The 26239-nt window shown below is 38.1% G+C and carries 23 protein-coding genes; 11 read left to right on the top strand and 12 right to left on the bottom strand.

Annotation, left to right across the window (positions count from 1 at the left end):
• Positions 1–77 precede the first annotated feature (77 nt).
• Genes AAFN64_RS03675 through AAFN64_RS03685 form a run of 3 tightly spaced genes read right to left on the bottom strand, consistent with a single transcriptional unit; the run spans position 78 to position 3733 of the window.
• Positions 78–1382 (bottom strand): HAMP domain-containing sensor histidine kinase, encoded by a 1305-nt coding sequence (locus AAFN64_RS03675; protein WP_347759312.1) that lies wholly within the window; start codon positions 1380–1382, stop codon positions 78–80.
• A gap of 2 nt (positions 1383–1384) precedes the next feature.
• Complete coding sequence (locus tag AAFN64_RS03680) at positions 1385–2056, bottom strand: response regulator transcription factor (protein ID WP_347759313.1); 672 nt, start codon at positions 2054–2056, stop codon at positions 1385–1387.
• Positions 2057–2116: 60 nt separating this feature from the next.
• Positions 2117–3733 carry an ABC transporter substrate-binding protein gene (locus AAFN64_RS03685; protein WP_347759314.1) on the bottom strand — a complete coding sequence of 539 codons (1617 nt, stop codon included), beginning with the start codon at positions 3731–3733 and terminating at the stop codon, positions 2117–2119.
• A gap of 179 nt (positions 3734–3912) precedes the next feature.
• Here AAFN64_RS03685 and mtaB point away from each other — a divergent pair, with 179 nt between their 5' ends.
• Positions 3913–5241 carry a tRNA (N(6)-L-threonylcarbamoyladenosine(37)-C(2))-methylthiotransferase MtaB gene (mtaB, locus tag AAFN64_RS03690; RefSeq protein ID WP_300491460.1) on the top strand — a complete coding sequence of 443 codons (1329 nt, stop codon included), beginning with the start codon at positions 3913–3915 and terminating at the stop codon, positions 5239–5241.
• A 70-nt stretch (positions 5242–5311) separates the two neighbouring features.
• Here the strand turns inward: mtaB and AAFN64_RS03695 are convergent, their stop codons facing one another.
• Positions 5312–5593 (bottom strand): N-acetyltransferase, encoded by a 282-nt coding sequence (locus tag AAFN64_RS03695; protein WP_300491458.1) that lies wholly within the window; start codon positions 5591–5593, stop codon positions 5312–5314.
• Positions 5594–5739: 146 nt separating this feature from the next.
• Between AAFN64_RS03695 and AAFN64_RS03700 the strand changes: the two genes are divergently transcribed.
• Positions 5740–6426, top strand: coding sequence for an alpha/beta hydrolase (locus AAFN64_RS03700; protein ID WP_347759315.1), 687 nt, complete (start codon positions 5740–5742; stop codon positions 6424–6426).
• Positions 6419–7315: a lytic transglycosylase domain-containing protein gene (locus AAFN64_RS03705; protein WP_347759316.1), complete on the top strand. Its 897-nt coding sequence runs from the start codon at positions 6419–6421 to the stop codon at positions 7313–7315. The genes AAFN64_RS03700 and AAFN64_RS03705 overlap by 8 nt, the downstream gene beginning before the upstream one ends.
• Here the strand turns inward: AAFN64_RS03705 and AAFN64_RS03710 are convergent.
• Complete coding sequence (locus AAFN64_RS03710) at positions 7312–8007, bottom strand: redoxin domain-containing protein (RefSeq protein WP_347759317.1); 696 nt, start codon at positions 8005–8007, stop codon at positions 7312–7314. The two genes, AAFN64_RS03705 and AAFN64_RS03710, sit on opposite strands and share 4 nt — an antisense overlap.
• Positions 8008–8148: 141 nt before the next feature.
• Positions 8149–8664: a DUF2892 domain-containing protein gene (locus AAFN64_RS03715; RefSeq protein ID WP_300491451.1), complete on the bottom strand. Its 516-nt coding sequence runs from the start codon at positions 8662–8664 to the stop codon at positions 8149–8151.
• A 251-nt stretch (positions 8665–8915) separates the two neighbouring features.
• On the opposite strand from AAFN64_RS03715, the gene rpmH reads away from it, so the two are divergent.
• The 4 genes from rpmH to AAFN64_RS03735 all read left to right on the top strand — a co-directional run bounded on the left by rpmH (position 8916) and on the right by AAFN64_RS03735 (position 15351).
• Positions 8916–9077 (top strand): 50S ribosomal protein L34, encoded by a 162-nt coding sequence (gene rpmH / locus AAFN64_RS03720; protein ID WP_026979292.1) that lies wholly within the window; start codon positions 8916–8918, stop codon positions 9075–9077.
• A 100-nt stretch (positions 9078–9177) separates the two neighbouring features.
• A complete protein-coding gene (gene carB / locus AAFN64_RS03725) occupies positions 9178–12030 on the top strand; it encodes a carbamoyl-phosphate synthase large subunit (protein ID WP_300491449.1) in 2853 nt (950 codons plus the stop codon).
• 99 nt (positions 12031–12129) lie between these two features.
• The gene (locus AAFN64_RS03730; protein ID WP_347759318.1) at positions 12130–13086 is read left to right on the top strand and encodes an ion channel; all 957 of its coding nucleotides are present in this window, start codon (positions 12130–12132) and stop codon (positions 13084–13086) included.
• A gap of 63 nt (positions 13087–13149) precedes the next feature.
• Positions 13150–15351, top strand: a complete 2202-nt coding sequence (locus tag AAFN64_RS03735) for a B12-binding domain-containing radical SAM protein (protein ID WP_347759319.1) — start codon at positions 13150–13152, stop codon at positions 15349–15351.
• Positions 15352–15355: 4 nt separating this feature from the next.
• Here the strand turns inward: AAFN64_RS03735 and AAFN64_RS03740 are convergent, their stop codons facing one another.
• Together AAFN64_RS03740 and AAFN64_RS03745 are read right to left on the bottom strand one after the other, a co-directional pair.
• Positions 15356–16045 (bottom strand): response regulator transcription factor, encoded by a 690-nt coding sequence (locus AAFN64_RS03740; protein ID WP_347759320.1) that lies wholly within the window; start codon positions 16043–16045, stop codon positions 15356–15358.
• Complete coding sequence (locus AAFN64_RS03745) at positions 16045–17304, bottom strand: HAMP domain-containing sensor histidine kinase (protein ID WP_347759321.1); 1260 nt, start codon at positions 17302–17304, stop codon at positions 16045–16047. The genes AAFN64_RS03740 and AAFN64_RS03745 overlap by 1 nt, the downstream gene beginning before the upstream one ends.
• Positions 17305–17475: 171 nt before the next feature.
• Between AAFN64_RS03745 and AAFN64_RS03750 the strand changes: the two genes are divergently transcribed.
• On the top strand, positions 17476–17886 hold the full coding sequence (locus AAFN64_RS03750) for a DUF1573 domain-containing protein (RefSeq protein WP_300489747.1): 411 nt from the start codon (positions 17476–17478) through the stop codon (positions 17884–17886).
• A gap of 347 nt (positions 17887–18233) precedes the next feature.
• Positions 18234–19697: an FG-GAP-like repeat-containing protein gene (locus AAFN64_RS03755; RefSeq protein ID WP_347759322.1), complete on the top strand. Its 1464-nt coding sequence runs from the start codon at positions 18234–18236 to the stop codon at positions 19695–19697.
• An 88-nt stretch (positions 19698–19785) separates the two neighbouring features.
• Here AAFN64_RS03755 and rimO read toward each other — a convergent pair whose 3' ends face one another.
• Positions 19786–21105 (bottom strand): 30S ribosomal protein S12 methylthiotransferase RimO, encoded by a 1320-nt coding sequence (gene rimO / locus AAFN64_RS03760; RefSeq protein ID WP_347759323.1) that lies wholly within the window; start codon positions 21103–21105, stop codon positions 19786–19788.
• Positions 21106–21683: 578 nt separating this feature from the next.
• Here rimO and AAFN64_RS03765 point away from each other — a divergent pair.
• Positions 21684–24113 (top strand): hypothetical protein, encoded by a 2430-nt coding sequence (locus AAFN64_RS03765; protein ID WP_347759324.1) that lies wholly within the window; start codon positions 21684–21686, stop codon positions 24111–24113.
• A 340-nt stretch (positions 24114–24453) separates the two neighbouring features.
• Here AAFN64_RS03765 and AAFN64_RS03770 read toward each other — a convergent pair whose 3' ends face one another.
• The 3 genes from AAFN64_RS03770 to AAFN64_RS03780 form a co-directional block, all read right to left on the bottom strand.
• Positions 24454–24645, bottom strand: a complete 192-nt coding sequence (locus AAFN64_RS03770) for a hypothetical protein (RefSeq protein ID WP_347759325.1) — start codon at positions 24643–24645, stop codon at positions 24454–24456.
• Between the two features lie 187 nt (positions 24646–24832).
• On the bottom strand, positions 24833–25051 hold the full coding sequence (locus tag AAFN64_RS03775; protein ID WP_347759326.1) for a hypothetical protein: 219 nt from the start codon (positions 25049–25051) through the stop codon (positions 24833–24835).
• Positions 25052–25109: 58 nt separating this feature from the next.
• The gene (locus AAFN64_RS03780; protein ID WP_347759327.1) at positions 25110–25358 is read right to left on the bottom strand and encodes a helix-turn-helix transcriptional regulator; all 249 of its coding nucleotides are present in this window, start codon (positions 25356–25358) and stop codon (positions 25110–25112) included.
• A gap of 80 nt (positions 25359–25438) precedes the next feature.
• Here AAFN64_RS03780 and AAFN64_RS03785 point away from each other — a divergent pair, with 80 nt between their 5' ends.
• Positions 25439–26215, top strand: coding sequence for a hypothetical protein (locus tag AAFN64_RS03785; RefSeq protein ID WP_347759328.1), 777 nt, complete (start codon positions 25439–25441; stop codon positions 26213–26215).
• Positions 26216–26239 lie beyond the last annotated feature (24 nt).

Below are 26239 nucleotides of genomic sequence, written 5' to 3' on the forward strand. Positions count from 1 at the left end.
AATTGGTTTTAAAATTTGATACAAGATTACAACCTGAATTAGGAAACAATTGGGAAAAAATAAAAAGAGCTCGTTTTTTATGGGAAATTAATACTAAACACATGTTCCCCGTCGAAGGCGTATCTAATATACAAATTATAATTGGAACTAATTGATTTTACGATGGCTAATCCGAGTCCGGTAGAGTTTTCGTTCGTGCTGTGGCGTGCAAAACGGTTAAAGATAAAATCGGAATCCAGCGGTTTGTCGGAACCGGAATTCCGTATTGTCAGTTGTTTTTCAGACAAACCTATAGTAACCGTACCGTCGGGACGATTGTGTAGAATCGCATTTTTGATCAAATTGCTTAGTAAGGTCACAGCGAGTCCTTTGTTCATCGTAAAAAGTAACGGCTCATTTTGAACAACCTGAAGTGAAACCGATTTAAAAGCGGCAAAATCTTCGAAATCGGATAAAACCTGTGCGGTAAGCTCGTTAAAATCGACAACGGTTTCGTCCGGAAATTGCTTGTTTTCAATTTTGGAAAGCATCAAAAGCGACTTGTTTAATTTTACCAGTCGCGAAAGCGTATCGGTTATTTTACCAACCGCATCCATTTGTTCTTCCGTTAAAGTGTTGTTTTCGGCAAATAATTCCAGTCGGTTAATACTAATAGCCAACGGTGTTTGTAATTCGTGCGACGCATTTTCGATAAACTGTTTCTGACTCGTATAGGTGGCTTCATTCCGTTTTAATAAGGCTTCCAGTTCTTTTCCGAGGGCTTTAAACTCGTCGATAGGGGAAGGCGGTGCTGTAAAAGCGGTACCGGTTCCGAGTTTAAAATGACGCAGTTTGTCCAACAAAGAATAAAACGAACGCCATACTTTTTTCAGAATAAAATAATTGATGATCACAATGCTTACGACCAACATAATATAGAGTGCGATTAAGGCAGTCATCAGATCTTCCATTAATTCATCTTCTTCCACCATCGAAGCGGTGATCGTCAGCTCATACGGATTGCCGTCGGATGCCATAAAAACCGTTTTTAGTACGCGTACCGGTTCGTAATCATCGTCGTATTCCATGTATTTATGATCGTTATAGATCACATTCTGATTGTCGTCATCATCGTCATCGTCGTCCTTATTGTTTCGGGCAATATAACGTCCCATTGGGACCGGTTTTATGGTAAACTGGTTAATTTCCGATTCGTGGTTAGTGAGTAACTCCGGACTTTTCTGGGCTTTTCGGATGATCAGTAATTTGGAATTTTTTAGTCCGTCGTCAATATTATCGTAGACTTCTTCCAGAATGACCATATAGAACAGACTCGCCCAAAGGGCAATAACACCCAATAAAGCGATAAGAAGGTAGCGTAATGTATAAACCTGGAGTTTCATAATCAGCTCATTCGGTAACCAATGCCATAAACTGCCTGGATATCGATTTCGGCAGCGGCATCTTTTAGTTTTTTACGTAAATTTTTAATCTGAGAATAGACAAAATCGAGATTATCGGCCTGATCAATATAGTCGCCCCAGACATATTCGGCCAGAGCGGTTTTGTTGATCAATCGGTTCGGGTTCGTGATAAAATAGTATAACAAATCGAATTCCTTACGGTTGAGTGTCAGTTCGGTATTGTTTACGCTAACCGTGCGCTGTTCGGGCGAAAGGGTAATGTTGTTCCAGTGAATCAGGTTATCGCCGTTATGACTTTTTCTCCGGATTGCCGATTTGATTCGGGCATGGAGTTCGGCCAGATGGAACGGTTTGCTCAAATAATCATCGGCTCCGATGTCCAGTCCTTTGACTTTATCGTCTACCGAGTCTTTGGCCGAGATAATGATAATTGCCTCTTTTTTATGTAATGCTTTGATTTCCGAAATTAAATCGAGTCCGTTTCCATCCGGTAGCATAATATCTACGACGACGCAATCGTATTCATAACAACCTAGTTTATCGAGTCCGTCGTTAAAGTTGGCGGCCGTTTCTACGATAAATTTTTCTTTTTCAAGCGATTGTTGGATGACTTCACGAAGTCCTTTTTCGTCTTCTATTATCAGGATTTTCATTCGTTTCAAAGGTAATGATTACATAAATGGACGCAATTTAATCCGCGATTTGGGAAAGAATTAGGAATGATCCGGTAGCTTTTTTACTTTTTTCAGTTGTAGCAGGTTTAACGGATTAATTCCCAGGTTGACTACATTTTTACGGGTGAATCGCGCGACTCTGTCATAAAATAAAGGAATGATTGGCGCTTCATCGATGATAAGCGCGTCCATTTCACGGTACAGCTCATTTCGCTTAGTGATGTCGTTTTCCAAAAATGCCTTTTCATACAAAGCGTCGAAAGCAGCACTTTTAAAGTGGGTATAATTCGGACCGTTTGGTGCAAAATTCTTACTGTAAAATAGCGAAAGATAATTCTCTGCATCGGGATAATCGGCGATCCAGCTCGCACGGAAAAACGAAACTTTTCCAGTTGCGATCGCCTGTCGTAACGTAGCCGGAGGCGTTACGTCTACCTGAACATTCAGACCTATTTTTTGCCATTCCCGCTGTAAATATTCCGTGATATCAATATAGGTAGCGTTGGTCGACAAATAAACAGTCGGATTCAGATTGCCAGTCGCTTTTTTATAATCGGCGATTAATTTTCGGGCTTTTTGCAGATCGTAATCATAGCCTTTCAGATTGGCATAACCCGGTAATCCGGCCGGAATAATACCACTGGTAGCCGGTGTTCCCATTCCGTTACGCAGGTAAAGGATCATTTTTTTTCGGTCGAAACCATAATTCATCGCCTGGCGGATTCGTTTGTCCAGTATGGTTTTATCCGTACCATCCATACGGAATCCAAGGTATTCGGTATTCAGGTAAGCGCCTGTTATCAGATTAATATCGTTTTGGTATTTGGGCTGTAAATCGCCTTTTTGAGTTAAAATTTCGTCTTTATAGGAAGGATCCAGTCCGGAAACAAAATCCAGCTTACCTTGTACAAACTGTAGAAATCCGCTTTGTTTGTCCGGTAAAAACGTAACAGCAACGGCTTTCAGATAGGGAAGTTGTACGCCTTGTTCGTCTTTTTCAAAATACAACGGATTTTTACGCAACACCAGTTTGACGTTTTCTTCCCATAATTTGAACTGAAAAGGACCGGTTCCTATTGGCTTGGCCCGAAAATCATAACCCGTGGTTTCCACGATTTCTTTTGGAACTACCGATGCGTATTTCATGGACAACAATCCTAAAAACGCTGGAAACGGTTTTTGTAACGTGATTTCGAATATACTGTCGTTTTTAGCTTTCATATCGGCTACGGTTTGCAGAATCCAGCCACCGGGTGACGCGACTTTTTCATCGCGCAATCGTTTTAAACTGTATTCGAAATCAGGAGCGGTAACGATTCGGGTACTGTCTTTTCCGAAAAGTGCATTTTTATGAAAATAAACATCGTTGCGAAGGGTAAACGTATAGGTTTTTCCATCGGCTGAAATCGTCCAGCTTTTGGCAATATCGGGCTGAATATGCAAACTGTCGTCCAATTGTACCAGTCCGTTAAAAATTAGATTGCAGGGCCAGATTATCGCCTGACTCTTGGAAAAAGCCGGATCAAGGGAGCTGATATTGGCACTTTCGTTATAACGGAAAACCAGATGATCCTTGTCTTCGGTACTGTTTTTACCACAGGAAACCATCAAAAACAAAAGACAAAAGGCTGATATGGAAAAGATTATTGATCGCATTGAGAAAAAAATAGGTTTCTGTTTAACCGGTTGTTGTAAAGTCTTAATATAATGTGAATTAGGAATATAAATCTCCCAATGGATTTTACCAAACCGAATTTTGTATGTAACTTTGCAAACTCTTTTTTAAAAAGATGTAAATATAACTAAAGTTACTACTTTATAGGTAGCTTATCATTATGGAAAACAGAAAAAAAGTTGCTTTTTATACATTGGGATGTAAGCTGAATTTTTCAGAAACATCGACCATTGCGCGTAGTTTTCAGGACGAAGGCTTCGACCGTGTGGATTTTGAGGAAATAGCCGACATATACGTTATCAACACCTGTTCGGTAACGGAAAATGCGGACAAACAGTTCAAGCAGATTGTAAAGAAGGCGCTAAAGCATAATGATAAAGCATTTGTGGCAGCCGTAGGTTGTTATGCGCAATTAAAACCGGAAGAACTGGCGGCTGTAGATGGCGTGGATCTGGTTTTGGGAGCTACCGAAAAATTTAAAATTACCGATTATATCAACGACCTGTCGAAAAACGATATGGGCGAGGTACATTCCTGCGAAATTGAAGAAGCCGATTTTTATGTTGGAAGTTATTCGATTGGAGACCGAACCCGTGCGTTCTTAAAAGTTCAGGACGGATGTGATTATAAATGTACGTATTGTACGATTCCGTTGGCAAGAGGGATTTCCCGTAGTGATACGATGGAAAATGTAATGAAAAATGCCAAGGAGATTTCACAACAGGGAATCAAGGAAATCGTACTAACCGGTGTTAATATTGGTGACTACGGAAAAGGGGAGTTTGGAAATAAAAAACACGAACATACTTTTTTCGAACTGGTTCAGGCATTGGATCAGGTAGACGGAATCGAACGTTTGCGAATCTCATCGATTGAGCCGAATTTATTAAAAAACGAAACCATCGAGTTCGTGTCGCAAAGCCGTACGTTTGTACCGCATTTCCATATTCCGTTACAATCCGGGAGTAATACGATTCTGAAAAAAATGAAACGTCGTTATTTACGCGAATTATATGCCGACAGGGTGGCTAAAATCCGCGAAGTAATGCCACATGCCTGTATCGGAGTGGATGTAATTGTTGGATTTCCGGGTGAAACCGACGAATTGTTCCTGGAAACCTATAACTTCCTGAATGAATTGGACATTTCGTACTTACATGTGTTTACCTATTCGGAAAGAGATAATACCGAAGCAGCCGAAATGGAAGGTGTGGTGCCGATGAATGTGCGTAGTAAAAGAAGTAAAATGCTACGCGGACTTTCGGTTAAAAAGCGACGCGCTTTTTACGAAAGTCAGTTGGGAACCCATAGAACGGTATTGTTTGAAGGGGAAAACAAAGAAGGCTATATCCATGGATTTACCGAAAACTACGTGAAAGTAAAAACCCCGTGGAATCCGGAGTTGGTAAATACCTTACACGATATTCAGCTTACCAAAATAGACGAAGACGGAACCGTTCGTATGGACTTTGTAAACGTTCCGGTATAATAAAACACCTGTCAGGTGTGATAAATAAAAAAATGGCTGGCCTTATAACAAGACAGCCATTTTTTATAAATTATATTTTTATTCCCGGTGGTAATAATTCCTTATAAACGGGATTTTTTCTAAAAAAAGAAGTGATTTTAGGATGTGTCGGAACGACACGTAATCGTTTTTCTTCGGCGTTGTTCATGATGGCTTTTAAAAAAGCATCGATAGTTTCAGGGTCTTCCTTTTCGGTATGGTTCAGTTTGGTTAGAAAAAGCTTGCGTTCCTGAAGGGAATACTCCACTGTTAATAACCCGTTTTCAGTTTGATTTTCGAATTGGCGTAATAATTCGTTGTCTTTAATTTCCATGATATAGCGTATTCATAGGGGAGAAATAATTGATTATAATTTAACCCGGAATGTGATTGTAAAATCACCCGGAATGGATTATTTTTATACAAATTTCGGAAAAAAACATAAGATTCTACGTTAGTGAAGCGTTAAAACAGCAGATAATGAGCAAAATACCCGTTTATTTAATGCCGGGACTGGCAGCCAATCCTACCATTTTTGAAAATATAAAATTACCGGAAGACCAATTTGAAGTTCATTGGCTGGAATGGTTTTTGCCGGAATCAAAAGAAAGTTTGGAAGCGTATGCAAAAAGAATGACCGAAAAAATAACGGACGAAAACCCGGTTTTGATCGGTGTTTCTTTTGGAGGTATATTGGTTCAGGAAATTGCCCGGATTATTCCGGTTCGGAAAACCATCATTATTTCCAGTGTAAAAACAAAAGTGGAATTTCCGAAACGAATGAAATTTGCCAAAACAACCAAAGCCTATAAATTGATCCCGACGGGTATGTTTGCGAATATAGAAGTGTTGGCCAAATATGCCTTTGGCGAAACAGCCCAAAGTCGGATCAAATTATATGAAAAGTTTTTATCGATGCGCGACAAACGCTACCTGGATTGGGCGTTGGAACAGGTAATCTCCTGGGATCGGAAAGTAGCCGATGACAAAATTGTCCATATTCATGGTGATGCCGATGAGGTGTTTCCGATAAAATATATCCATGATGCCATCATTATAAAAGGTGGTACTCATGTGATGATCATAAATAAATACCGCTGGCTAAATAGTCATTTGCCGGCTATAATTTTAGGAGAAAATACAATAAAAAATACGGAAGATGAATAAAGTGAAAAGAATGGCTATTGTAGCCGCCGTGATACTAACAAGTGGTGTTTTGGTTTATTGGACCAACGCCGGAACCGGGACGGATGTAGATGTGAAAAACCATGTGTATTTGCCGATGAATATCGATTTTGCGGGCGAAAGAGCACCCATGATGCTTTCGGATGTCAAAGAAAGAATGGATCGGGAACTTTTGGTCAATATAAATCTGCATGCAACTACAGCGTTGATCATCAAAAGAGCCAATCGCGCTTTTCCGGTAATTGAACCCATTTTACGACAGTATGGTGTTCCGGATGATTTTAAATACCTGGCCGTTATCGAAAGCGGACTAATAAATGCGGTGTCTTCGGCCGGAGCGAGAGGTGTATGGCAGTTTATGCCGGAAACAGCGAAGGAAAAAGGCATGGAAGTAACCGAAACCGTAGACGAGCGCTATCATCTGGAAAAGTCGACCGAAGCGGCCTGTAAATATTTGTTGGCAGCGAAAGAAAAGTTTGGAAACTGGACTTTGGCAGCGGCTTCGTATAACGGTGGGATGAACGGCGTGAACAAGCAAATCGACAGTCAGAAAGTAAGTGATTATTACGATTTGTTGCTTAATGATGAAACGGCGCGTTATGTTTTCCGAATTCTGGCTTTAAAGGAAATTATGACCAATCAGGCGAAATATGGTTACGATCTGCCGAAAGACGTGCTATACCAGCAAATTCCGGTACGAAAAATAGAAGTAACGGCCAATATCGATGATCTGGCTGCTTTTGCTATAGAACAGGGGGTTAATTATAAGATTCTAAAAATTCACAACCCGTGGTTACGCGATAAGAAACTGGTGATCACGCCCAATAAAAAATATACAATCGATATTCCGTTAGAAGGCTATAAGCGTTAATTCTTGGCCAGTATCGGTGAATCGTTAGTATTTAAAAGGCAGCTGAGGTTGTCTTTAAAAACTTTATAGTTGGCATCAAGTGCTTTGCTATACGTCGCTCTCGGAATAGGTTTGGCTGTATTGCGCTTGATGGCAACAACGGTTCGGTTTTTGTCTAAATAATATAAGATCGGAAATCCCAGACTGTGTTTTAAGGTGGAAACCAGATAGGCATCTTTATTGTAGGTTTCGTGAGCGTAACAAATCTGAATACGATGATCAAATTTTTTTGACAACTTTTTTAAATTCGATTTTCGATCCCAGTATAATACTATAAATTGGATATCGTTTCCGTATTGTCGGGCCAGTTTGTTTAGTGCCGGGATTTCCCCTTTGTTCGGAACACACCAGGATGCATAAGTGATCAGAAAAATCGGTTTTTCAAAAGCACTGATCCGCTGTCGGCCTTTATGAAACCGCTTTAAGTTAAAATCGTCGAAAGTGGTACCTATGAGTTGGTACCGAACCAGAGAATCAAATAAAAAATTAGCACGATCTATATTGTCGTTTCGATAGGCCATATCCGACTTTTTGGAATACAATTTTAAATTCCGATGCAGGGTATGTGAAAACAAAATAGATTGGGTATCTTGAGCAGTGACTGTAGAAGATAGTAAGATAAAAACGATACTTGTAAAATAGAAGTTTTTCATAGGCAAATACTTTTGGGGGTACTTGTTTTTTGAAGCTAAACATCTACTTATAAAGATACGGACAATTTGAGAGAGTTGTGTAAAATGCATAAAAAAAACGCCTTTTTGGGCGTTTTTTCATGATATTTTTTAATTTTTGGATTACATTTTCTTCATCTGATCTTTCATCATCTTGATCTGATCTTTCAACATATTCTGTTTATCCAGTTTTTTAGCCTCGTTTAAAAGATTGGTCGCTTCCAGTTTTCTTCTGCGAGTCATCGCGATACCGGCAAGGTTTAATTTTGCCAATGCCAAATCCTGATCCATATTCAAACCTAATTCAATCGCTTTTTTGAAATATTTTTCAGCCGCTGATAAATTGGTTTGGGAAACCATTAATCCGTTTAAGTAGTTATAATATCCCTGTTGTTTGCGAACCAAAGCCGTTTCCGGGTTTTTGATATAAGCAAGCCATTTTTGAGCACCGGGGAAATCCTGTTTCCGAAGTTTTAAAAACGCTAGTAAAATAAACTCGTTTTTGAAATACAATAAAATAAAAATAGACGAAAGCAGTACTAAGAAAATTCCGTTTCCGATGTTGCTCTCTGTGAATTGCCAGATACCAAGCGCAATGATTAAAGCGGCTATAATCAGTTTAATATTTCTGTGAAACATAATTGTTTTTGTTTTAAGTTTGCAAATGTAATAAAATGAAACGAGTGGGCGAAATTAAGTTTTCCGAAGCCGGTTTACAAGCAAAAGCAGCTCGCAGTAACTGCTAAAGGACAAAGTAGTTAACAGAAATAAAAATATTTTTTTAAAAGGACTTGCCAGAAATAAAACTCTTTGTATATTTGCACTCGGTTTTGAAGCGAGAGAATTTCAAAGCTGATCCTATTTAAAAACACGATTTAAAGATAAAAGCAATGAGTAAGAGAACGTTTCAACCATCAAAAAGAAAAAGAAGAAACAAGCACGGTTTCATGGAAAGAATGGCTTCTGCTAACGGAAGAAAAGTATTAGCACGTAGAAGAGCTAAAGGAAGACATAAGTTAACGGTTTCATCAGAACCAAGACATAAAAAATAATGATTTTAGAAATCATAAATAAAGGTGTTACTCATTTAAGGTAACGCCTTTTTTTATATCTTTTCGTTAAAAATAAAATAACTACATACAACACAACACAATGCCTAAAGACAATTCAATAAAATCGGTTTTAATTATCGGTTCAGGGCCTATCGTAATTGGGCAGGCCTGTGAGTTCGACTACTCCGGATCGCAATCGGCACGATCGCTTCGCGAAGAAGGAATTGAAGTAATTCTAATCAATTCCAATCCGGCGACTATTATGACGGATCCCTCTATGGCCGATCATATTTATTTAAAACCTTTAACTACAAAATCCATTATCGAAATCCTAAAAGCACACCCGCAAATTGATGCGGTTTTGCCAACTATGGGAGGACAAACTGCCTTAAATCTATGTCTGGAAGCAGACGAAAAAGGAATCTGGCAGGATTTTAACGTACGATTGATCGGTGTTGATGTAAATGCCATTAATGTAACCGAAGATCGCGAGCAGTTTAAACAATTGCTGGCGAAAATCGAAATTCCGGTAGCACCGGCGAAAACGGCCAATTCCTTCTTAAAAGGAAAAGAAATTGCACAGGAATTCGGTTTCCCGTTAGTAATCCGTCCGTCATTTACATTGGGTGGAACCGGAGCTGCTTTTGTACATAAAAAAGAAGATTTCGACGATTTATTAACCCGCGGACTGGAAGCATCTCCAATCCATGAAGTGTTAATTGATAAAGCGTTATTAGGTTGGAAAGAATACGAGCTGGAATTATTGCGAGATAAAAACGACAACGTAGTGATTATCTGTACCATCGAAAATATGGATCCAATGGGAATCCATACCGGAGATAGTATTACGGTTGCGCCGGCGATGACTTTATCCGACAGAACATTCCAGAGAATGCGGGATATGGCAATCCTGATGATGCGAAGCATCGGAAACTTTGCCGGTGGATGTAACGTACAGTTTGCTGTTTCTCCGGATGAAAAAGAAGACATTGTTGCGATCGAAATCAACCCGCGTGTATCGCGTTCTTCGGCATTGGCTTCGAAAGCGACGGGATATCCAATCGCAAAAATTGCCACCAAACTGGCTTTAGGGTATAGTTTGGACGAATTGCAAAATCAAATTACAAAATCCACTTCGGCCTTATTTGAACCGACTTTGGACTATGTAATTGTAAAAATACCGCGTTGGAACTTCGACAAATTTGAAGGAGCCGACAGAACGCTTGGATTACAGATGAAATCCGTAGGGGAAGTAATGGGAATCGGACGTTCGTTCCAGGAAGCCTTACACAAAGCAACGCAATCGTTGGAGATTAAACGAAACGGATTAGGTGCTGATGGTAAAGGATATACCAATTACGATCAGATTATTGACAAACTGACTTATGCGAGTTGGGATCGTGTATTCGTAATTTACGATGCGATTGCCATGGGAATTCCGTTAAGCCGTATCCACGAGATCACTAAAATCGACATGTGGTTCTTAAAACAATACGAAGAACTATATGCACTGGAAAAAGAAATTTCCAAACACAATATCGACACCCTAACCAAAGAATTGTTACTGGAAGCGAAACAAAAAGGATTTGCCGACAGACAAATTGCGCATATGTTAGGATGTCTGGAAAGTCAGATTTACAAATTGCGTGAAGATTTAGGTGTAAAAAGGGTTTACAAACTGGTAGATACCTGTGCCGCCGAATTTAAAGCGCAAACACCATACTATTATTCCACTTTTGAAGCGGAAATCGAAAAAGCCGACGGAACCCGTTATGTAGATAACGAAAGCGTCGTATCCGACCGTAAAAAAGTAATCGTTTTAGGTTCCGGACCCAACCGTATCGGACAAGGTATCGAATTCGATTATTCTTGTGTTCACGGGGTATTGGCAGCATCGGAATGCGGTTATGAAACAATTATGATCAACTGTAATCCGGAAACGGTATCCACCGATTTCGACACGGCTGACAAATTGTATTTCGAACCGGTGTTCTGGGAGCATATCTACGATATCATCCGTCATGAAAAACCGGAAGGTGTGATTGTGCAGTTAGGAGGACAAACCGCCTTAAAGCTGGCTGAAAAACTCTCAAAATACGGTGTTAAGATCATCGGAACCAGTTTTGATGCTTTGGATTTAGCGGAAGACCGAGGACGTTTTTCGGAATTACTGGAAGAATTAAAAATTCCTTTCCCGAAATTCGGAGTAGCTGAAAGCGCCGAGGAAGCTTCAAAACTAGCGGATCAACTGGACTTCCCGTTATTAGTACGTCCTTCTTATGTATTGGGTGGACAGGGAATGAAAATTGTGATCAACAAACAGGAACTGGAAGAGCATGTGGTAGACTTACTGCGTAAAATCCCGAATAACAAACTATTGCTGGATCATTACCTGGACGGAGCGATTGAGGCGGAAGCCGATGCGATTTGCGATGGTGAAAATGTATACATCATCGGTATCATGGAGCATATCGAACCATGTGGTATTCACTCCGGAGATAGTAATGCAACGTTGCCACCGTTTAACCTGGGTGAATTTGTAATGCAACAGATTAAAGACCATACCAAGAAAATTGCACTGGCTTTAAAAACGGTAGGACTTATTAATATACAGTTCGCGATTAAAGACGATACGGTTTACATCATCGAAGCCAATCCAAGAGCTTCACGTACGGTACCGTTTATCGCAAAAGCCTATGGCGAACCGTATGTAAACTATGCGACTAAAGTAATGTTAGGTGTGAATAAAGTAACCGATTTTGATTTTAATCCACATTTAAAAGGATATGCGATCAAGCAACCGGTATTCTCATTCAGCAAGTTTAAAAACGTAAACAAGGCATTAGGTCCCGAAATGAAATCAACAGGAGAAAGTATCTTGTTTATCGACGACCTGAAAGACGATCAGTTCTACGAATTGTACTCCAGACGAAAAATGTATCTGAGTAAATAAGAACACTATATTTTATAGAAAGCCTCACTTCTACAGTGGGGCTTTTTTATTGAAGTAGCTTTCAAACTGATTTTTTATTAGCTTTACTTAAAAATTACTATGGCATTCCTAAAGCGTATCAGTTCCAGAGCTAAAGCAGATGAAAATACTGGCTTTGGGAGTAATGCTTCCATTTATGGGGCGCGATTTGTAAACAAAGATGGAAATGCCAATGTCCGGAAAGTGGGAATCGGCATAACAGAGCGTATCAGTTGGTACCATGCGATGATCGATGTACCACGCTGGAAATTTATGTTTATCATTTTCGCCTTTTACCTGATCGTAAATTTTATTTTCGCCTGTATTTACTTTATGCTTGGTGTACAGCACTTACAGGGCATCAATGCGGTAACAGCAGTTGATCAGTTCGGACAGGCGTTCTTTTTTAGTGCGCAGACTTTTACTACCGTAGGTTACGGACATATTAGCCCGACCGGTTTTATGACCAGTTTTGTGGCTTCGGTCGAAGCTTTATTCGGATTGTTGAGCTTCGCGATTGCTACCGGTTTGTTTTACGGAAGATTCAGTAAGCCCAAAGCCTTGATCCGTTTTTCGGATAATGCTGTCATTGCACCCTATAAAGAAGGGAAAGCCTTGATGTTGCGAATGACACCTTATAAGAATACCAACCTGATGGAAGCCGAAGCTAAGGCAACAATTGGATTAAGCCTGGAAGAAGATGGCAAAAAAGTCAATAAGTTTTTTTCGCTAGATCTTGAACTGGACAAAATTAATATGCTAACGTTAAGCTGGACGTTGGTACATCCCATTACCGAAAATAGTCCATTATATACCTTTACCGAAGCGGATTATCAAAATCAGAAAGGCGAAATTCTGATTTTTGTCAAAGTTTTTGACGATATGTTTAGTACTACCGTTGTAAAGCGGACTTCGTATACCTTGCGCGAAGTAATTTATGGGGCGCGTTTTTTACCGATGTTTGAAGCCGACCGCGATAGTGATGAGACGATACTGTATGTGGATAAACTGAACACCATCGAAAAGATACAGTTGTAATACGCAATCCGTATTTATTTCTTTAAAATATGATACTTTTGCAGTCTCAATGATGTATCGCCAATGAAGCCGACAACAATTTTTCTGATCACGCCACCTTTTACGCAGCTCAATACCCCATATCCGGGCACGGCCTATGTTAAGGGATTCCTGAATACCAAAAATATTTCCTCCTTTCAGGCGGATTTGGGTATTGAAGTTATCTTAAAATTGTTTTCAAAAGAAGGACTAACCCAAATGTTTGCCGAAAGCGAACAAAAAGCGGAAGCGTTATCGGATAACTGTCAGCGTATTATAGCGTTACAGGACGAATACATTAAAACAATTGACCCGGTTATTTTGTTTCTTCAGGGGAAAAATCCGACGTTGGCGCATTTGATATGCCAGGAAGATTTTCTTCCGGAAGCCTCTCGTTTTGCACAATTGGAAGAATTGGACTGGGCTTTTGGTACTATGGGTACTCAGGATAAGGCCAAACATTTGGCAACGCTTTACCTGGAAGATATTTCCGATCTGATCGTAGAATGCATTGATCCTAATTTTGGTTTTAGTCGTTATGCAGAGCGATTGGGACGTTCGGCCAATTCTTTTGACGAATTGTACAACTATCTTCATCAGGAATACACTTATATCGATAAAATTACCTTACAGTTATTGGAAGAAAGGTTGAACGTAATAAATCCGAAAATTGTAGCTTTTTCAGTTCCTTTTCCGGGCAATTTGTACAGTGCCTTCCGATGTGCGCAATGGATTAAAAAACACCGACCGGAAATTAAAGTAGCGATGGGTGGTGGTTTTCCAAATACCGAATTGCGATCCCTTAGTGATATACGGGTAATGGAGTTCTTTGATTTTATTACACTCGACGACGGAGAAGCACCGGTAGAAAATATGATCGCTTATGTGGATGGTAAAATCAGTAAGGAAGAACTGAAACGAACCTTTATACTGGACGAAGGCAAAGTGGTTTACATCAATAATACAGCCTGCCGGGATTACAAACAATCGGAAGTGGGAACACCCGATTATACCGACCTGTTGTTGGATCGTTATATTTCGGTTATTGAAATTGTAAATCCGATGCACCGAATGTGGAGCGACGGACGCTGGAATAAACTAACAATGGCACATGGATGCTATTGGGGTAAATGCACTTTTTGCGATATTTCGTTGGATTATATTAAAGTTTACGAACCTGTCGCGGCCAAAATGTTAGTGGACAGAATGGAGGAGCTGATTGCACAAACCGGGCAAAACGGCTTCCATTTTGTAGACGAAGCAGCACCACCTGCCTTGATGCGTGCGGTAGCGCTGGAAATATTAAAACGAAAATTGGCGGTGACCTGGTGGACCAACATCCGGTTTGAAAAAAGCTTTACAAAAGACCTGTGTTTGCTGTTAAAAGCATCCGGTTGTATTGCTGTTTCCGGCGGATTGGAAGTGGCTTCCGACCGTTTACTGGAGTTGATTCAGAAAGGAGTAACGGTAGCTCAGGTAGCGCGGGTAAACCGCAATTTCACCGAAGCCGGAATTATGGTACATGCGTACCTGATGTATGGTTTTCCAACGCAAACGGCACAGGAAACTATTGATAGTCTGGAAATGGTACGGCAATTATTCGAACTCGGAATTTTACAATCCGGATTTTGGCATCAATTTGCGATGACGGCTCATAGCCCGGTAGGAATGTACCCCGAAAAATTTGGCGTACTAAAAGAAACGGAGGCAATCGGATCTTTTGCGAACAATGATATTGTCCATGTTGATAAAACTGGTACGAATCACGATAAATTCAGTTTTGGATTAAAAAAATCCTTGTTTAATTATATGCATGGAATCTGTTTTGATTATCCTTTGCAGGATTGGTTCGATTTTAAAGTACCGCGAACAAAAGTTTCGCCGGATTATATTTATAATGCTTTACAGGATGAAGATACTTTTACCGTAAAACCAACGGCTAAAATTGTCTGGACAGGTGGCAAACCGGCTGTATCGTATTTTACCAAAAACAAAAAAGGAAGACAGTTCGAAATGGCGAGTCTGACTTTTCACGATAAAAAAGAAAGTTTTGCGATTCAGGTCAATAAAGATGATGCGGATTGGCTAACAGCAGTTTTGCCAAAAATTTCGGTTACTCAAAATAAAATACTGACATTTAACGAGGTAAAAGCCGATTATGAAAATGCAGCTCGTGAAGATTTTGAATTGTTTTGGTATTCAAAACCAATTAATACCTTACGAAGCTCCGGTCTTCTGGCATTGTAGTACGTTAGGCTTTTATATTAAACTTAAAACCGATACCGTGTAGGTTTTCAATTTGTATACCGTCTTCTTCCGATAGCAATTTGCGAAGTCTGGAGATAAAAACATCAAGACTACGCCCCATAAAATAATCATCGGTACCCCATAAGGCCGTGAGTATCTGTTCCCGTTTTAGTACGGTATTTTTATTATCCAGAAATAATTTTAAAAGCTCCGCTTCGCGTTGTGTCAGTACTGTTTTAGACGAACCTTTACTCAAGGTATAATTTTCAGCGTCAAACTGGAAAGCGCCAACAGTATAGCTGTTTTTTTCGGGTACCACTTTCTTTTGCGAGCGTTTTAGGAAAATCTCAATTTTTAGCAACAATTCCTCGATACTAAAAGGCTTTACAAGATAATCATCGGCACCCAGTCGTAATCCTTTAATCCGATCTTCTTTTAGTGTTTTAGCCGAAAGGAAAATGATCGGGATTTCCGTATCGATTTGCCGAATGGCAGTAGCCAGTTCAAAACCGTCGATTTTCGGCATCATAATATCCAAAATACAAATGTCAAAGGAACCGGCTTTGAATTGTTCCAGACAATTTTCCCCGTTTGGACAATGAAAAACGTCATAACCGTTCAGTTCCAAATTATCTTTGGTTAGAAAAGCCAGGGTTTCATCGTCTTCAGCGTATAGGATTTTATATTTTGACATTATTTTTCAGGTATTATCAGGGTTATGGTTGTTCCTTTTCCAAGGTGACTTTTGGCTGTTATTTTCCAGTTATGAAGCTTACAGATTTTATGTACATAGTACAATCCTAGTCCAAAACCGGTCACTTCATTACTTTTCGTACTCGGAATCCGGTAGAATTTGTCAAATATAAAAGAAATATTTTTTTGAGAAATACCAATTCCGTTATCGGTAAATACCAGTCGGATGCGATGTGCTTCCCGACTAACCGTAATATGAATTTCCGGAGAGATTTCGCAATATTTTACCGCATTATCAATCAGATTGTACACGATATTGGTAAAATGGAATTCATCGCCATAAATCTGTAGTGATTCATCCGGATTTGTCACTGTAATATGGGCTTCCGGATAACGTAATTGTATGTTTTCGGTGACATCCTGTAATACGGAAGCCAACAAAATGTCATTTTTTTGAAGTCTTAATGGCGTATCGTCCGACTTCGCAATATTCAATATTTTTTCGATATGATGGTTCAGTTTTTTACTCTGTTCAATAATGATAGCAGCATATTTATCCAGTTTTGGATCCTTTTGTATCGGTTCCTGTTTGCTGAGATAATTTGAGGCAATCAAAATCGAAGAAAGCGGCGTTTTAAACTCATGCGTCATATTATTGATGAAATCGCGCTGCAACTCCGAATATTTTTTCTGCTGTAATAAGGTGAAAATAGAATATACATAGACAATCAGGATCACAATCAAGGCAAAAGAAAGCATAAACCAAAATTTCAGGGAACTGAAGAGATAGGAAGTTTCATTAGGAAAGCGAACCGCAAAATAATAAACCAGGTTTTTGTGTTTTGGAAAATAAACCGAATTTTCCTTTTTGGAAGTATCGCTAATCGCGACATAATTTCCATAAACCATCTCATCACTTTCGCAATTGTACATGGCATATTCGAAATCGGTGGTAATATTAAACTTTTTAAAAACCGTTTTTAAATAATATTCGAGTATTTCCGGTTCAAAATCATTGTCGACATTAACGATATAATAATCGTTTGAGACTTTATTAATCGGACTATTGGCCGGAAGTTCGTGATTCTTCCCTTCGTAAAGTTTTTTAGCGACTTCCAGTAATGCGATATGCACTTTCTGCGTGAACTTCTTCTCTTCCAGATTAAAAGCCTCTTTGGTCCAAAGCAATTGTGCGATGATAATCCCCACAATGGCTACCAATCCGAGAATAATAATACTGTTAAGTCGGTTAATTTTCAAAATCTGTACTGTTGAGTAGTGTAATATTACTGAAAAATATACTTTTTTTGCTCTGTTAACAAGTCATTAACAAACTTTTAAAAACGGTTAACAGCAACCTTGGCAAGACTGAGATACTTTTGAACTATCACAATGAACCAACAAAATAATAATAATTTAAAATACAAAATTATGAAAATGATCAAACTTTCAGTTTTAGCACTAGCATTAGGATTAATGTCATTTGCCGGAAACCCGGTTAAAACAAACGAAACGGTAGCTGTTTCTGTAAACGCAGGATCACCAATCCAATGGAAAAGTGAAACAATCGATTTAGGAGAAATTCCTCAGGGAAAACCAGCTAAAATCGACTTCGAATTTAAAAACACTGGTAAAACTGCAGTGATCATCACAAATGTTAAAGCGTCTTGCGGATGTACGGCAACCGATTATACTAAAACGCCAATTGCACCAAACGGAAACGCAAAAATCACAGCTACTTTTAACGCTGCTGCAAAAGGGGTGTTTACCAAAACGGTAACGGTTACAACCAATGCAGAAGAAGCACCAAAAGTGCTTGTATTCAAAGGAACAGTTATTTAGTTCATAATTATTAGATTGAAATGCGAAAACCGCCTTGGAATTTCCAGGGCGGTTTTTTTATGCCCGATTGTTCCGGTAATTTATTTTCTCGACGCTGTGATATAATAAAATTGATTTGAAATTTTATTGCTGCTTATTTTAATTTTGTTATAATTAAATAATTTTAATTGTTAAAAAAATGAATATAGTTTAGTTTTTGGCTTTTTTGGTTACATTTGGAGGCGTACGCATAATTGTTTTTTTAATAATGTAGTGGATGGAATAGAGGAGGTGAGCGGAAATAAAGCAATTATAGGGTATCCGAAAATAACCCATTGAAAATTGCGAATCCCTAACCAAAATACCCTATGAAAAAAACACTACTTGCCATAATGCTATTAGGTTCCTTTAGTGCTTTTACCCAAAATTTCACACTGGTTTCAAACTCGGGAATTGTTCCGGTTCAATATAGCACCTGTAAGTTTGCCGATATTGACGGCGATGGCGATCTGGATTTATTTGCCATGGGCGGAAGTCCGAATGCCGGTAGTAGTCGGATGTATAAAAACGACGGAACCGGTCATTTTACGCTTCACGATGATCAAACGTTTATCAAATGCCGTGAAGGCGGTGCCGCTTTTGGCGATGTTAACGGCGATGGATTTCCGGATTTGATCGTTGCGGGAAGTGCAAATGGCGTTAATGCAAAATTATATCTGAATGACGGTGCCGGCAACTTTAGTTTGTCGCCAAATTCGAACTTTATCGGGACAATGAACGGTGATGTGAATATGGCCGATTTTGATAACGACGGCGATCAGGATATTCTGATAACCGGAATGTATACCAGTAATGGTTTTGCGATGGCATTATATACGAATGACGGAACCGGAATATTTACACGTAATCTTCAAAGCGGACTGGAATCGTACGGTATGTATCTGGCTTCTGTGGTGGTGGCTGATGTGAATGGTGATGGGAAACCGGATATTGTAACATCGGGAAAAGTAGGTATTAATGCTACGGCTACTAATATCAGAATATTTCTAAATCAGGGTGGTGGCGTTTTTGCGCATCATCCGCAACCGGCTATAACGGCTTTATTGGGAAAGGTGGCTTTGGCGGATGTGGATAACGATGGCGATCAGGATTTACTGATAGCCGGGAATATGCCTTCATCGTCCGGAAATCCGGCACTTTGGTTCCGTATGCAATTGTATTATAATGACGGAAATGCGAATTTTACAATGGCCGAAGGAATGCCATTTGTAGGGATAGGTGATAATTTAGCGATCGCTTTTGCGGATGTCAATAATGATGGTTACCAGGATATTCTTTCGATGGGGCGGAAATATTCCGAAACCACAACAGGAAACAATATACAGGAGGCGAATTTATATTTGAATGATGGAACGGGTGGCTATATAAAAATGGAAGATATGCCATTTACCTCGCATTCTACCGGAAATATTGTATTTGCCGATGTGGATAATGATGGTGATAAGGATGTTTTGATCACCGGTATTGGTACCGGAACGACAGCGGTAGCCAAATTATACCGTAATGGTCAGGTTTTAAATATTGATGATCATAATACAAAAACGATAGCGGTTTATCCGAATCCGGTTCGTGATAACGTATATCTGACATTGCCAGATCAGGTTATTCAGGAAATTCAGGTATATACGCTTAGTGGTGCCTTGGTGGGAACCGAAAAACCAAATGCAACAATGGCTTCTTTAGACTGTAGTCGTTTGAGTAGTGGGGTGTATTTGGTAGCGGTAACAACAGTCGATGGAAATAAAAGCTGGACTAAAATCGTAAAGCAATAAAAAAACACACCTGACAGGTTTTTAAAACCTGTCAGGTGTTATAATTATAATTAAAAAAGCTGTCTAATTTTAGACAGCCTTTTGATTTTTATGCTTGTACCGGTTCCCCGTATAAGTCGAATTCTGTGGCATCCGTGATTTTGATCATTGTGAAATCACCGGTTTTTAAATAATGTTGCGTTGCATCGATCAACACTTCGTTATCCACGTCCGGACTGTCAAATTCGGTACGTCCGATAAAGTAACCACCTTCTTTACGATCGATGATACAACGGAACGTTTGTCCGATTTTTTCCTGATTCAGATCCCATGAAATTTGCGCCTGAATATCCATAATTTCAGCAGCACGTTGTTGTTTTACTTCTTCCGGCACATCGTCTTCCAACAAATACGCATGGGTATTCTCTTCGTGTGAATAGGCAAAACAACCCAAACGCTCAAAACGCATTTCTTCGACCCAGTTTTTCAGGATTTGGAAATCTTCTTCGGTTTCACCCGGATAACCTACGATTAGCGTAGTACGGATAGCCATTCCCGGAACCGCTTCGCGGAAATCTTTTAGCAGTTTGGTCGTTTTTTCATACGTTGTTCCACGACGCATCGATTTTAGAATATTATCCGAAATATGCTGTAATGGAATATCGATATAATTACAGATTTTAGGCTCGCGTTTCATCAGGTCCAACACGTCCATCGGGAATCCGGAAGGGAAGGCATAATGCAAACGGATCCATTCGATTCCTTCTACTTTTACCAGATTTTCCAGTAACTCGGCTAAATTTCGTTTTTTATATAAATCCAACCCGTAATAGGTTAAATCCTGAGCGATTAAAATCAGTTCTTTTACACCTTTGGCGGCTAAACCTTCGGCTTCTTTTACCAGTTTTTCAATCGGTTGCGAAACGTGTTTTCCGCGCATTAGCGGAATCGCGCAAAAACTACACGGACGGTCACAACCTTCGGCAATTTTCAGATAAGCATAATTTTTAGGCGTTGTCGTTAGACGTTCTCCTAAAAGTTCGTGCTTATAATCGGCTCCCAAAGCTTTTAAAAGCAAGGGTAATTCGGTAGTTCCGAAATAACGATCCACATCCGGGATTTCTTTTTCAAGATCCGGGCGGTACCGTTCCGATAAACATCCGGTTACAAAAACCTTATCTACGATACCCTGTTCTTTTTTGTCGACATACTCCAGAATCGTATTAACAGACTCTTCTTTGGCATTATTGATAAACCCACAAGTGTTGATCACAATAATGTTTCCTTCATCATTTTTAGGGGCTTCGTGTTGCACGTCCTTACCGCTGGCTTTTAACTGACCCATCAGTACTTCGCTGTCGTAAACATTTTTAGAACAACCTAAAGTGATGACATTGATTTTGTTTTTCTTTAAAGACTTGGTTCTCATAGAATTGAAAAATTGGAGTGCAAAATTACGTTTTTTATAATTAGCATCACTATGGTTTGCTAAAATTTATGATTTTTTAATGGTAAAGTGTTGATTAATAGGTGGTAAGGGGTGAGAGGCGCAACATTAGTAGTTTTCTTTTTTTAGGAAGGTTTTTATTGTTGAAATCCTTCAAAAATCAAAAATAAAACAGACAATATAAGACAACTCGGGTTAATGTGTATGAAATTTTGAAAAAAAGATTTAAACGGTTTGATAACCGTTTTTTTAGATTTTATATTTATAGGTATAGATCGTTTGTTTTTTGAACAATGGTTTTTGTTTGTGCTAATTTAAACAGCAAATGACTTTTTTAAATAAGACACTTCTACTTTTATCGATTACCTCCTATGTTACGCCAATTGAATACCTCCTTTTTAGATATTGGTTTGGTGTATCGGTTGTATAAAGAAACAGTTGTACAACATATTGATTTTGAAACTTTCCCCGGAAAATAGAATACTACAAAATAGCAAGATAGGCATTTAGATGCTTGTTCTATTTATGGTAACGGAATATTAATCATAAAAAATAAAATCATGAAAAACAAAATCACATTATCGGAGAAATTATGGATAATAGTTTTCTTTTTTACAGGGAATCTTTTATTGTTAGCGCAGCAAGCCCCTCGAATTGAATGGCAAAAAACATTGGGCGGAACTCAAAATGATAGGGCACAATCAATACAAAATACTTTTGATGGTGGGTATATTACGGTTGGCAGTACCCGTTCTACAGATGGAGAGGTCACGGGGAACCATGGGGAAGCCGATTTTTGGGTTGTAAAATTGAATAAAAATGGGGAGCTGGAATGGGAATACGCCTTTGGAGGTTCTGAAGATGATATAGCAAACTATGTTCAACCAACTTCAGACGGAGGATATGTTATCGTCGGTTATACCCGTTCTGATGACGGAGATGTTACCAAAAATCATGGAGGAGCCGATGTTTGGGTGGTAAAACTGGATCGTAACGGTAGTCCGGAATGGGAGAAAACATATGGAGGTACTAAAGATGATGTTGCAACTCACGTTGCTCCTACGTTTGGCTCTGGATTGATACTGGCAGGTTATACTTTTTCTAATGATGGCGATGTGGCAAAAAACCAGGGAAAATCAGATTTCTGGATTTTACAATTGGATAGCGATGGTGAGATAGAATGGGAAAAAACATACGGCGGATCCGGTTATGATGAAGCAAGTTTTATTAAGCAGACTCCCTATGGGCAATATATTGTAGCAGGAACTACGAATTCCAACAATGGCGATGTTACAGGAAATCATGGTAAGGACGACTTTTGGGTGTTAAAACTAAATGGTTCCGGAAATAAAATTTGGCAAAAAACATTTGGAGGCTCTCAGGACGACCAGGCAACAGCTCTTTGGGAAACTTTTGATGAAGGCTATATTATATGTGGGAGTACTGACTCAAGTGATGGAGATATTACATATAATCACGGTATGCGCGATTTTTGGGTAGTGAAATTAGATGACGAGAGCAATCTGGAATGGCAGAAAACCTATGGAGGAACACATAGTGAAGAAGCAAACGGGATACAGCAATTACCCGGAGGAGGGTATATTGTTACAGGCGCAACGATGTCTGATGATGATGATGTGCATGGTAATCACGGAAATTGGGACTTTTGGACGATACAGTTGGATAGCAAAGGAAAAATAGAATGGAGTTCTACGTATGGGGGAACTGGTTATGATGGTGCAAACCATATCGAACAGGTAGTGACCGGAGGGTATGTTATAGCAGGTGTTACGTTTTCCAATAATGGAGATGTCACGGGGAATCATGGTAAATCGGACTTTTGGGTGGTAAAGTTAAAAAGTGATATTAACCTGGTATGGGAAAATACTTTTGGCGGATTAGAAAATGAACAGGCGAAATCAGTATCGGCTACCTTGGATGGAGGAAGTATAACTGCGGGCTATACCGAGTCGAATGATGGTGAAGTTACAGGGAATCATGGTAAAACGGATTTTTGGATTACCAAACAAGGGGAAGAGGGTAATCTGGAATGGCAAAAAGCTTTAGGAGGAACACAGGACGATCAGGCCAATGCGACTGAATTGGTTGGTACAGGATCTGTGGCGGTGGGCTATACAGAATCAAACGATGGAGATGTTTCAGGGAACCATGGTAAAGCAGATTTTTGGGTGGTCAAACAAGATGCAAAAGGAAATTTAGAATGGCAAAGAACATTTGGAGGAACCGATGTCGACAAAGCTTATTCTGTCGAGCATACGTCTGATGGAGGTTATATAGTAGTTGGCCTTACTTTTTCCAATGATGGTGATGTTACTAGAAATCAGGGGAAATCAGATTGTTGGGCTGTAAAATTAAACTCCAAAGGGAATTTAGTCTGGCAAAAAACATTTGGCGGAACTAATTTTGATTATGCAGTTTCTGTAAGAGAAACAACAGAAGGCGGATATGTAGTCGTGGGATATACTTATTCTGATGATGGTGATGTTACCAAAAATAGAGGCGATGCAGATGTTTGGGTTGTAATGCTAACTAAAGCGGGAACCATAGCGTGGCAACAAACATATGGAGGTTCAAGTAATGATTTCGGATCAGCTATTTATGAAACGGGTGATGGAGGATTTGTGGTAATAGGGACAACAATGTCTAATAGTGGCGATGTTTCGGGAAACCACGGCTATTCCGATGTGTGGATGCTGAAAATAAGCGGAACCGGTAATCTGGAATGGCAAAAATGTTTCGGAGGAACGGATTATGACTATGGAAGAGATGTTTTACAAACAAGAGAAGGGAACTATATTTTTGTAGGAGAATCGCGATCAAATGATGGTGATATTATTGGTAATCATGGCGACTGGGATAGTTGGGTTGTAAAAACGAGTAATAATGGAAGTTTACTATGGCAAAGGGCATTAGGAGGAACTCGTGTAGATGAGTCAAAATCGATCTTTAAAAATTTAGCGTTGTCCTAAAGTAATGTGTAAAATTTAGTAACAAATATGGGAGGTAATTTTTTGTAGAAAAGGTGATTAAACAAATTTAAATTTCATCATATAATAATTATGATGAAATTTAAATTATATTTATATAGATTTTTAGGTAAATTTATTCCATACTTTAAACATAAAATTATGGTCATTGATTATTACACTAATAATTGGGTGTTTTTAACATGTAAAACATATAATCACACTGCTGTTCCAAGAAAGGATGAAAGTGTTGTGCTTTTTGTAAATGGACAAAATATAATATATACTGTTATCACTGTTCGTTATGAAAGTGATAATATTAAAATATTACTACAATAATTAATTACATATCCTTCTGTATATCAGATAATACTTTTATAAACTCATCTACATCTAATTTATCTAATACAATATATCTTTTTTCGTATATTTCTGAATTAGATATACCTATCTGAATAAATACTAACCCTTCATCATTTAAATAACAATCCATTTCATTGTCATGTTGATCCATAAATACTTTTCTTGTTGCCATAATTTCTATAATTTAATTTTCATAAAAATAATATCTTTTTGAATCGTTTAAAAAATATGTTATTAACATGGTGTTGTTGAATTTTGATATTCACTTTTTACATTCTTATACACATTACTTGCTTATTTTTTTTAATATATTACATTTCTGTAAATAGTATATAAAGAAATAAAGTCCTTTTGAGACTTTATTTCTTTGCTTTAAAATAATTATCCGATCTTACTCTTAAACCATCATCACCTTCTGCTTTTGTTTTGAAATTCTCTATTTCTTTTATATATTTTTCAATATATTCTACTTCATAAATTCCTTCTTTTTTTAAGTTTTCTAAATGTTTTAAAATGTCCCTACATTTAGTTTTTATTACATTTATTTCAATATTAATTTGTCCTTGAGTCTTTGCCATAATTAAACTTTTTAATAATTAGATATTCTAAAGGTAGGGTTTTACTTTTAAGATAGGTTTAAAAATCTAATAATTCACTTATACTTATTTCTAAACCATCACATATTTCAAGAAGGTATAAATAAGTTGGATTAAATTCACCAGTTTCTACCTTATGTATAGATTGTTGATCTTTCAATATTTTCACACCTAATTTTGCCTGTGATAACCCCTTGTCAATACGTAATTTCCTTATCCTCATACCTAATCTTATCAATTCTTTTGATTTATCCATATCACATATTTTTTCAGCAATGTGGAGTTTCAAAACAATATTTTTAACATACTATAATATGTTATTTTGATTTTTTTATTATGTTTGTCTGTATAATCTTAAACTATTTAATTATGAAAAAATTAATAATTATTGGTATTACCCTATTTACAAGCATATTTTACTATGGATGTAAAAAAACATCTGATAAAGAAGCTACTAATCTTAGTAATGAATCAAAAGAATCAAGTTTGGTAATTCCATTAAAAGGGAATGAATATTTTAAAAAAACGACAAATTACTTTTTAGGAAAGTCTTGGTTAACTTTTAAAGATCAATCAGTTGAGTTTATGATTTGTTCTTTAGATGGTTGGGGTAATACAATCAATAAACGTAATATAATGGGAAAATATAAAGTAACAGGTAATACAATTGAAATTGATTTTGGACGTGAATCTGTTAATATTGAATATTTAACAGGTGGATTCAATCCAATTAGAAAAGATGTAGATTATCCTTTACCATCTATACTATCTTTTTCGATTAATAATGGTAAAGTAATTATTGATGACTGGAGATTGCTTGAACCAGAACCTACTAAACCGGTTGTAGTTGAAAAAGTTGATACTAAGGATGATATTAAAGTTAATAATACAGATATAGAAGATAATACTAATATAAGTAATGATGTAGAAAATCGGGAAGTTACAGCAATAAAAGATAAAGTTTATTTTTATAAGGATTTTGATTATGAAACAAAAACAACATCTTATTTTGTCAAAGGTCAAAAAGCAGAATATACAGAATTAAATGATGATAATTTTTCAGGAGATTTTATACATGTTAAATTTGAACATAACGGAAAAGTAACAACCGGATATGTTTTAAAAAATGATGTAGATTTTGAATAATTTTTAAACTTAATCATAAACATT

Origin of the sequence: Flavobacterium sp. CAU 1735 (assembly GCF_039888695.1) — a bacterium.
Classification (GTDB): Bacteria; Bacteroidota; Bacteroidia; order Flavobacteriales; family Flavobacteriaceae; genus Flavobacterium.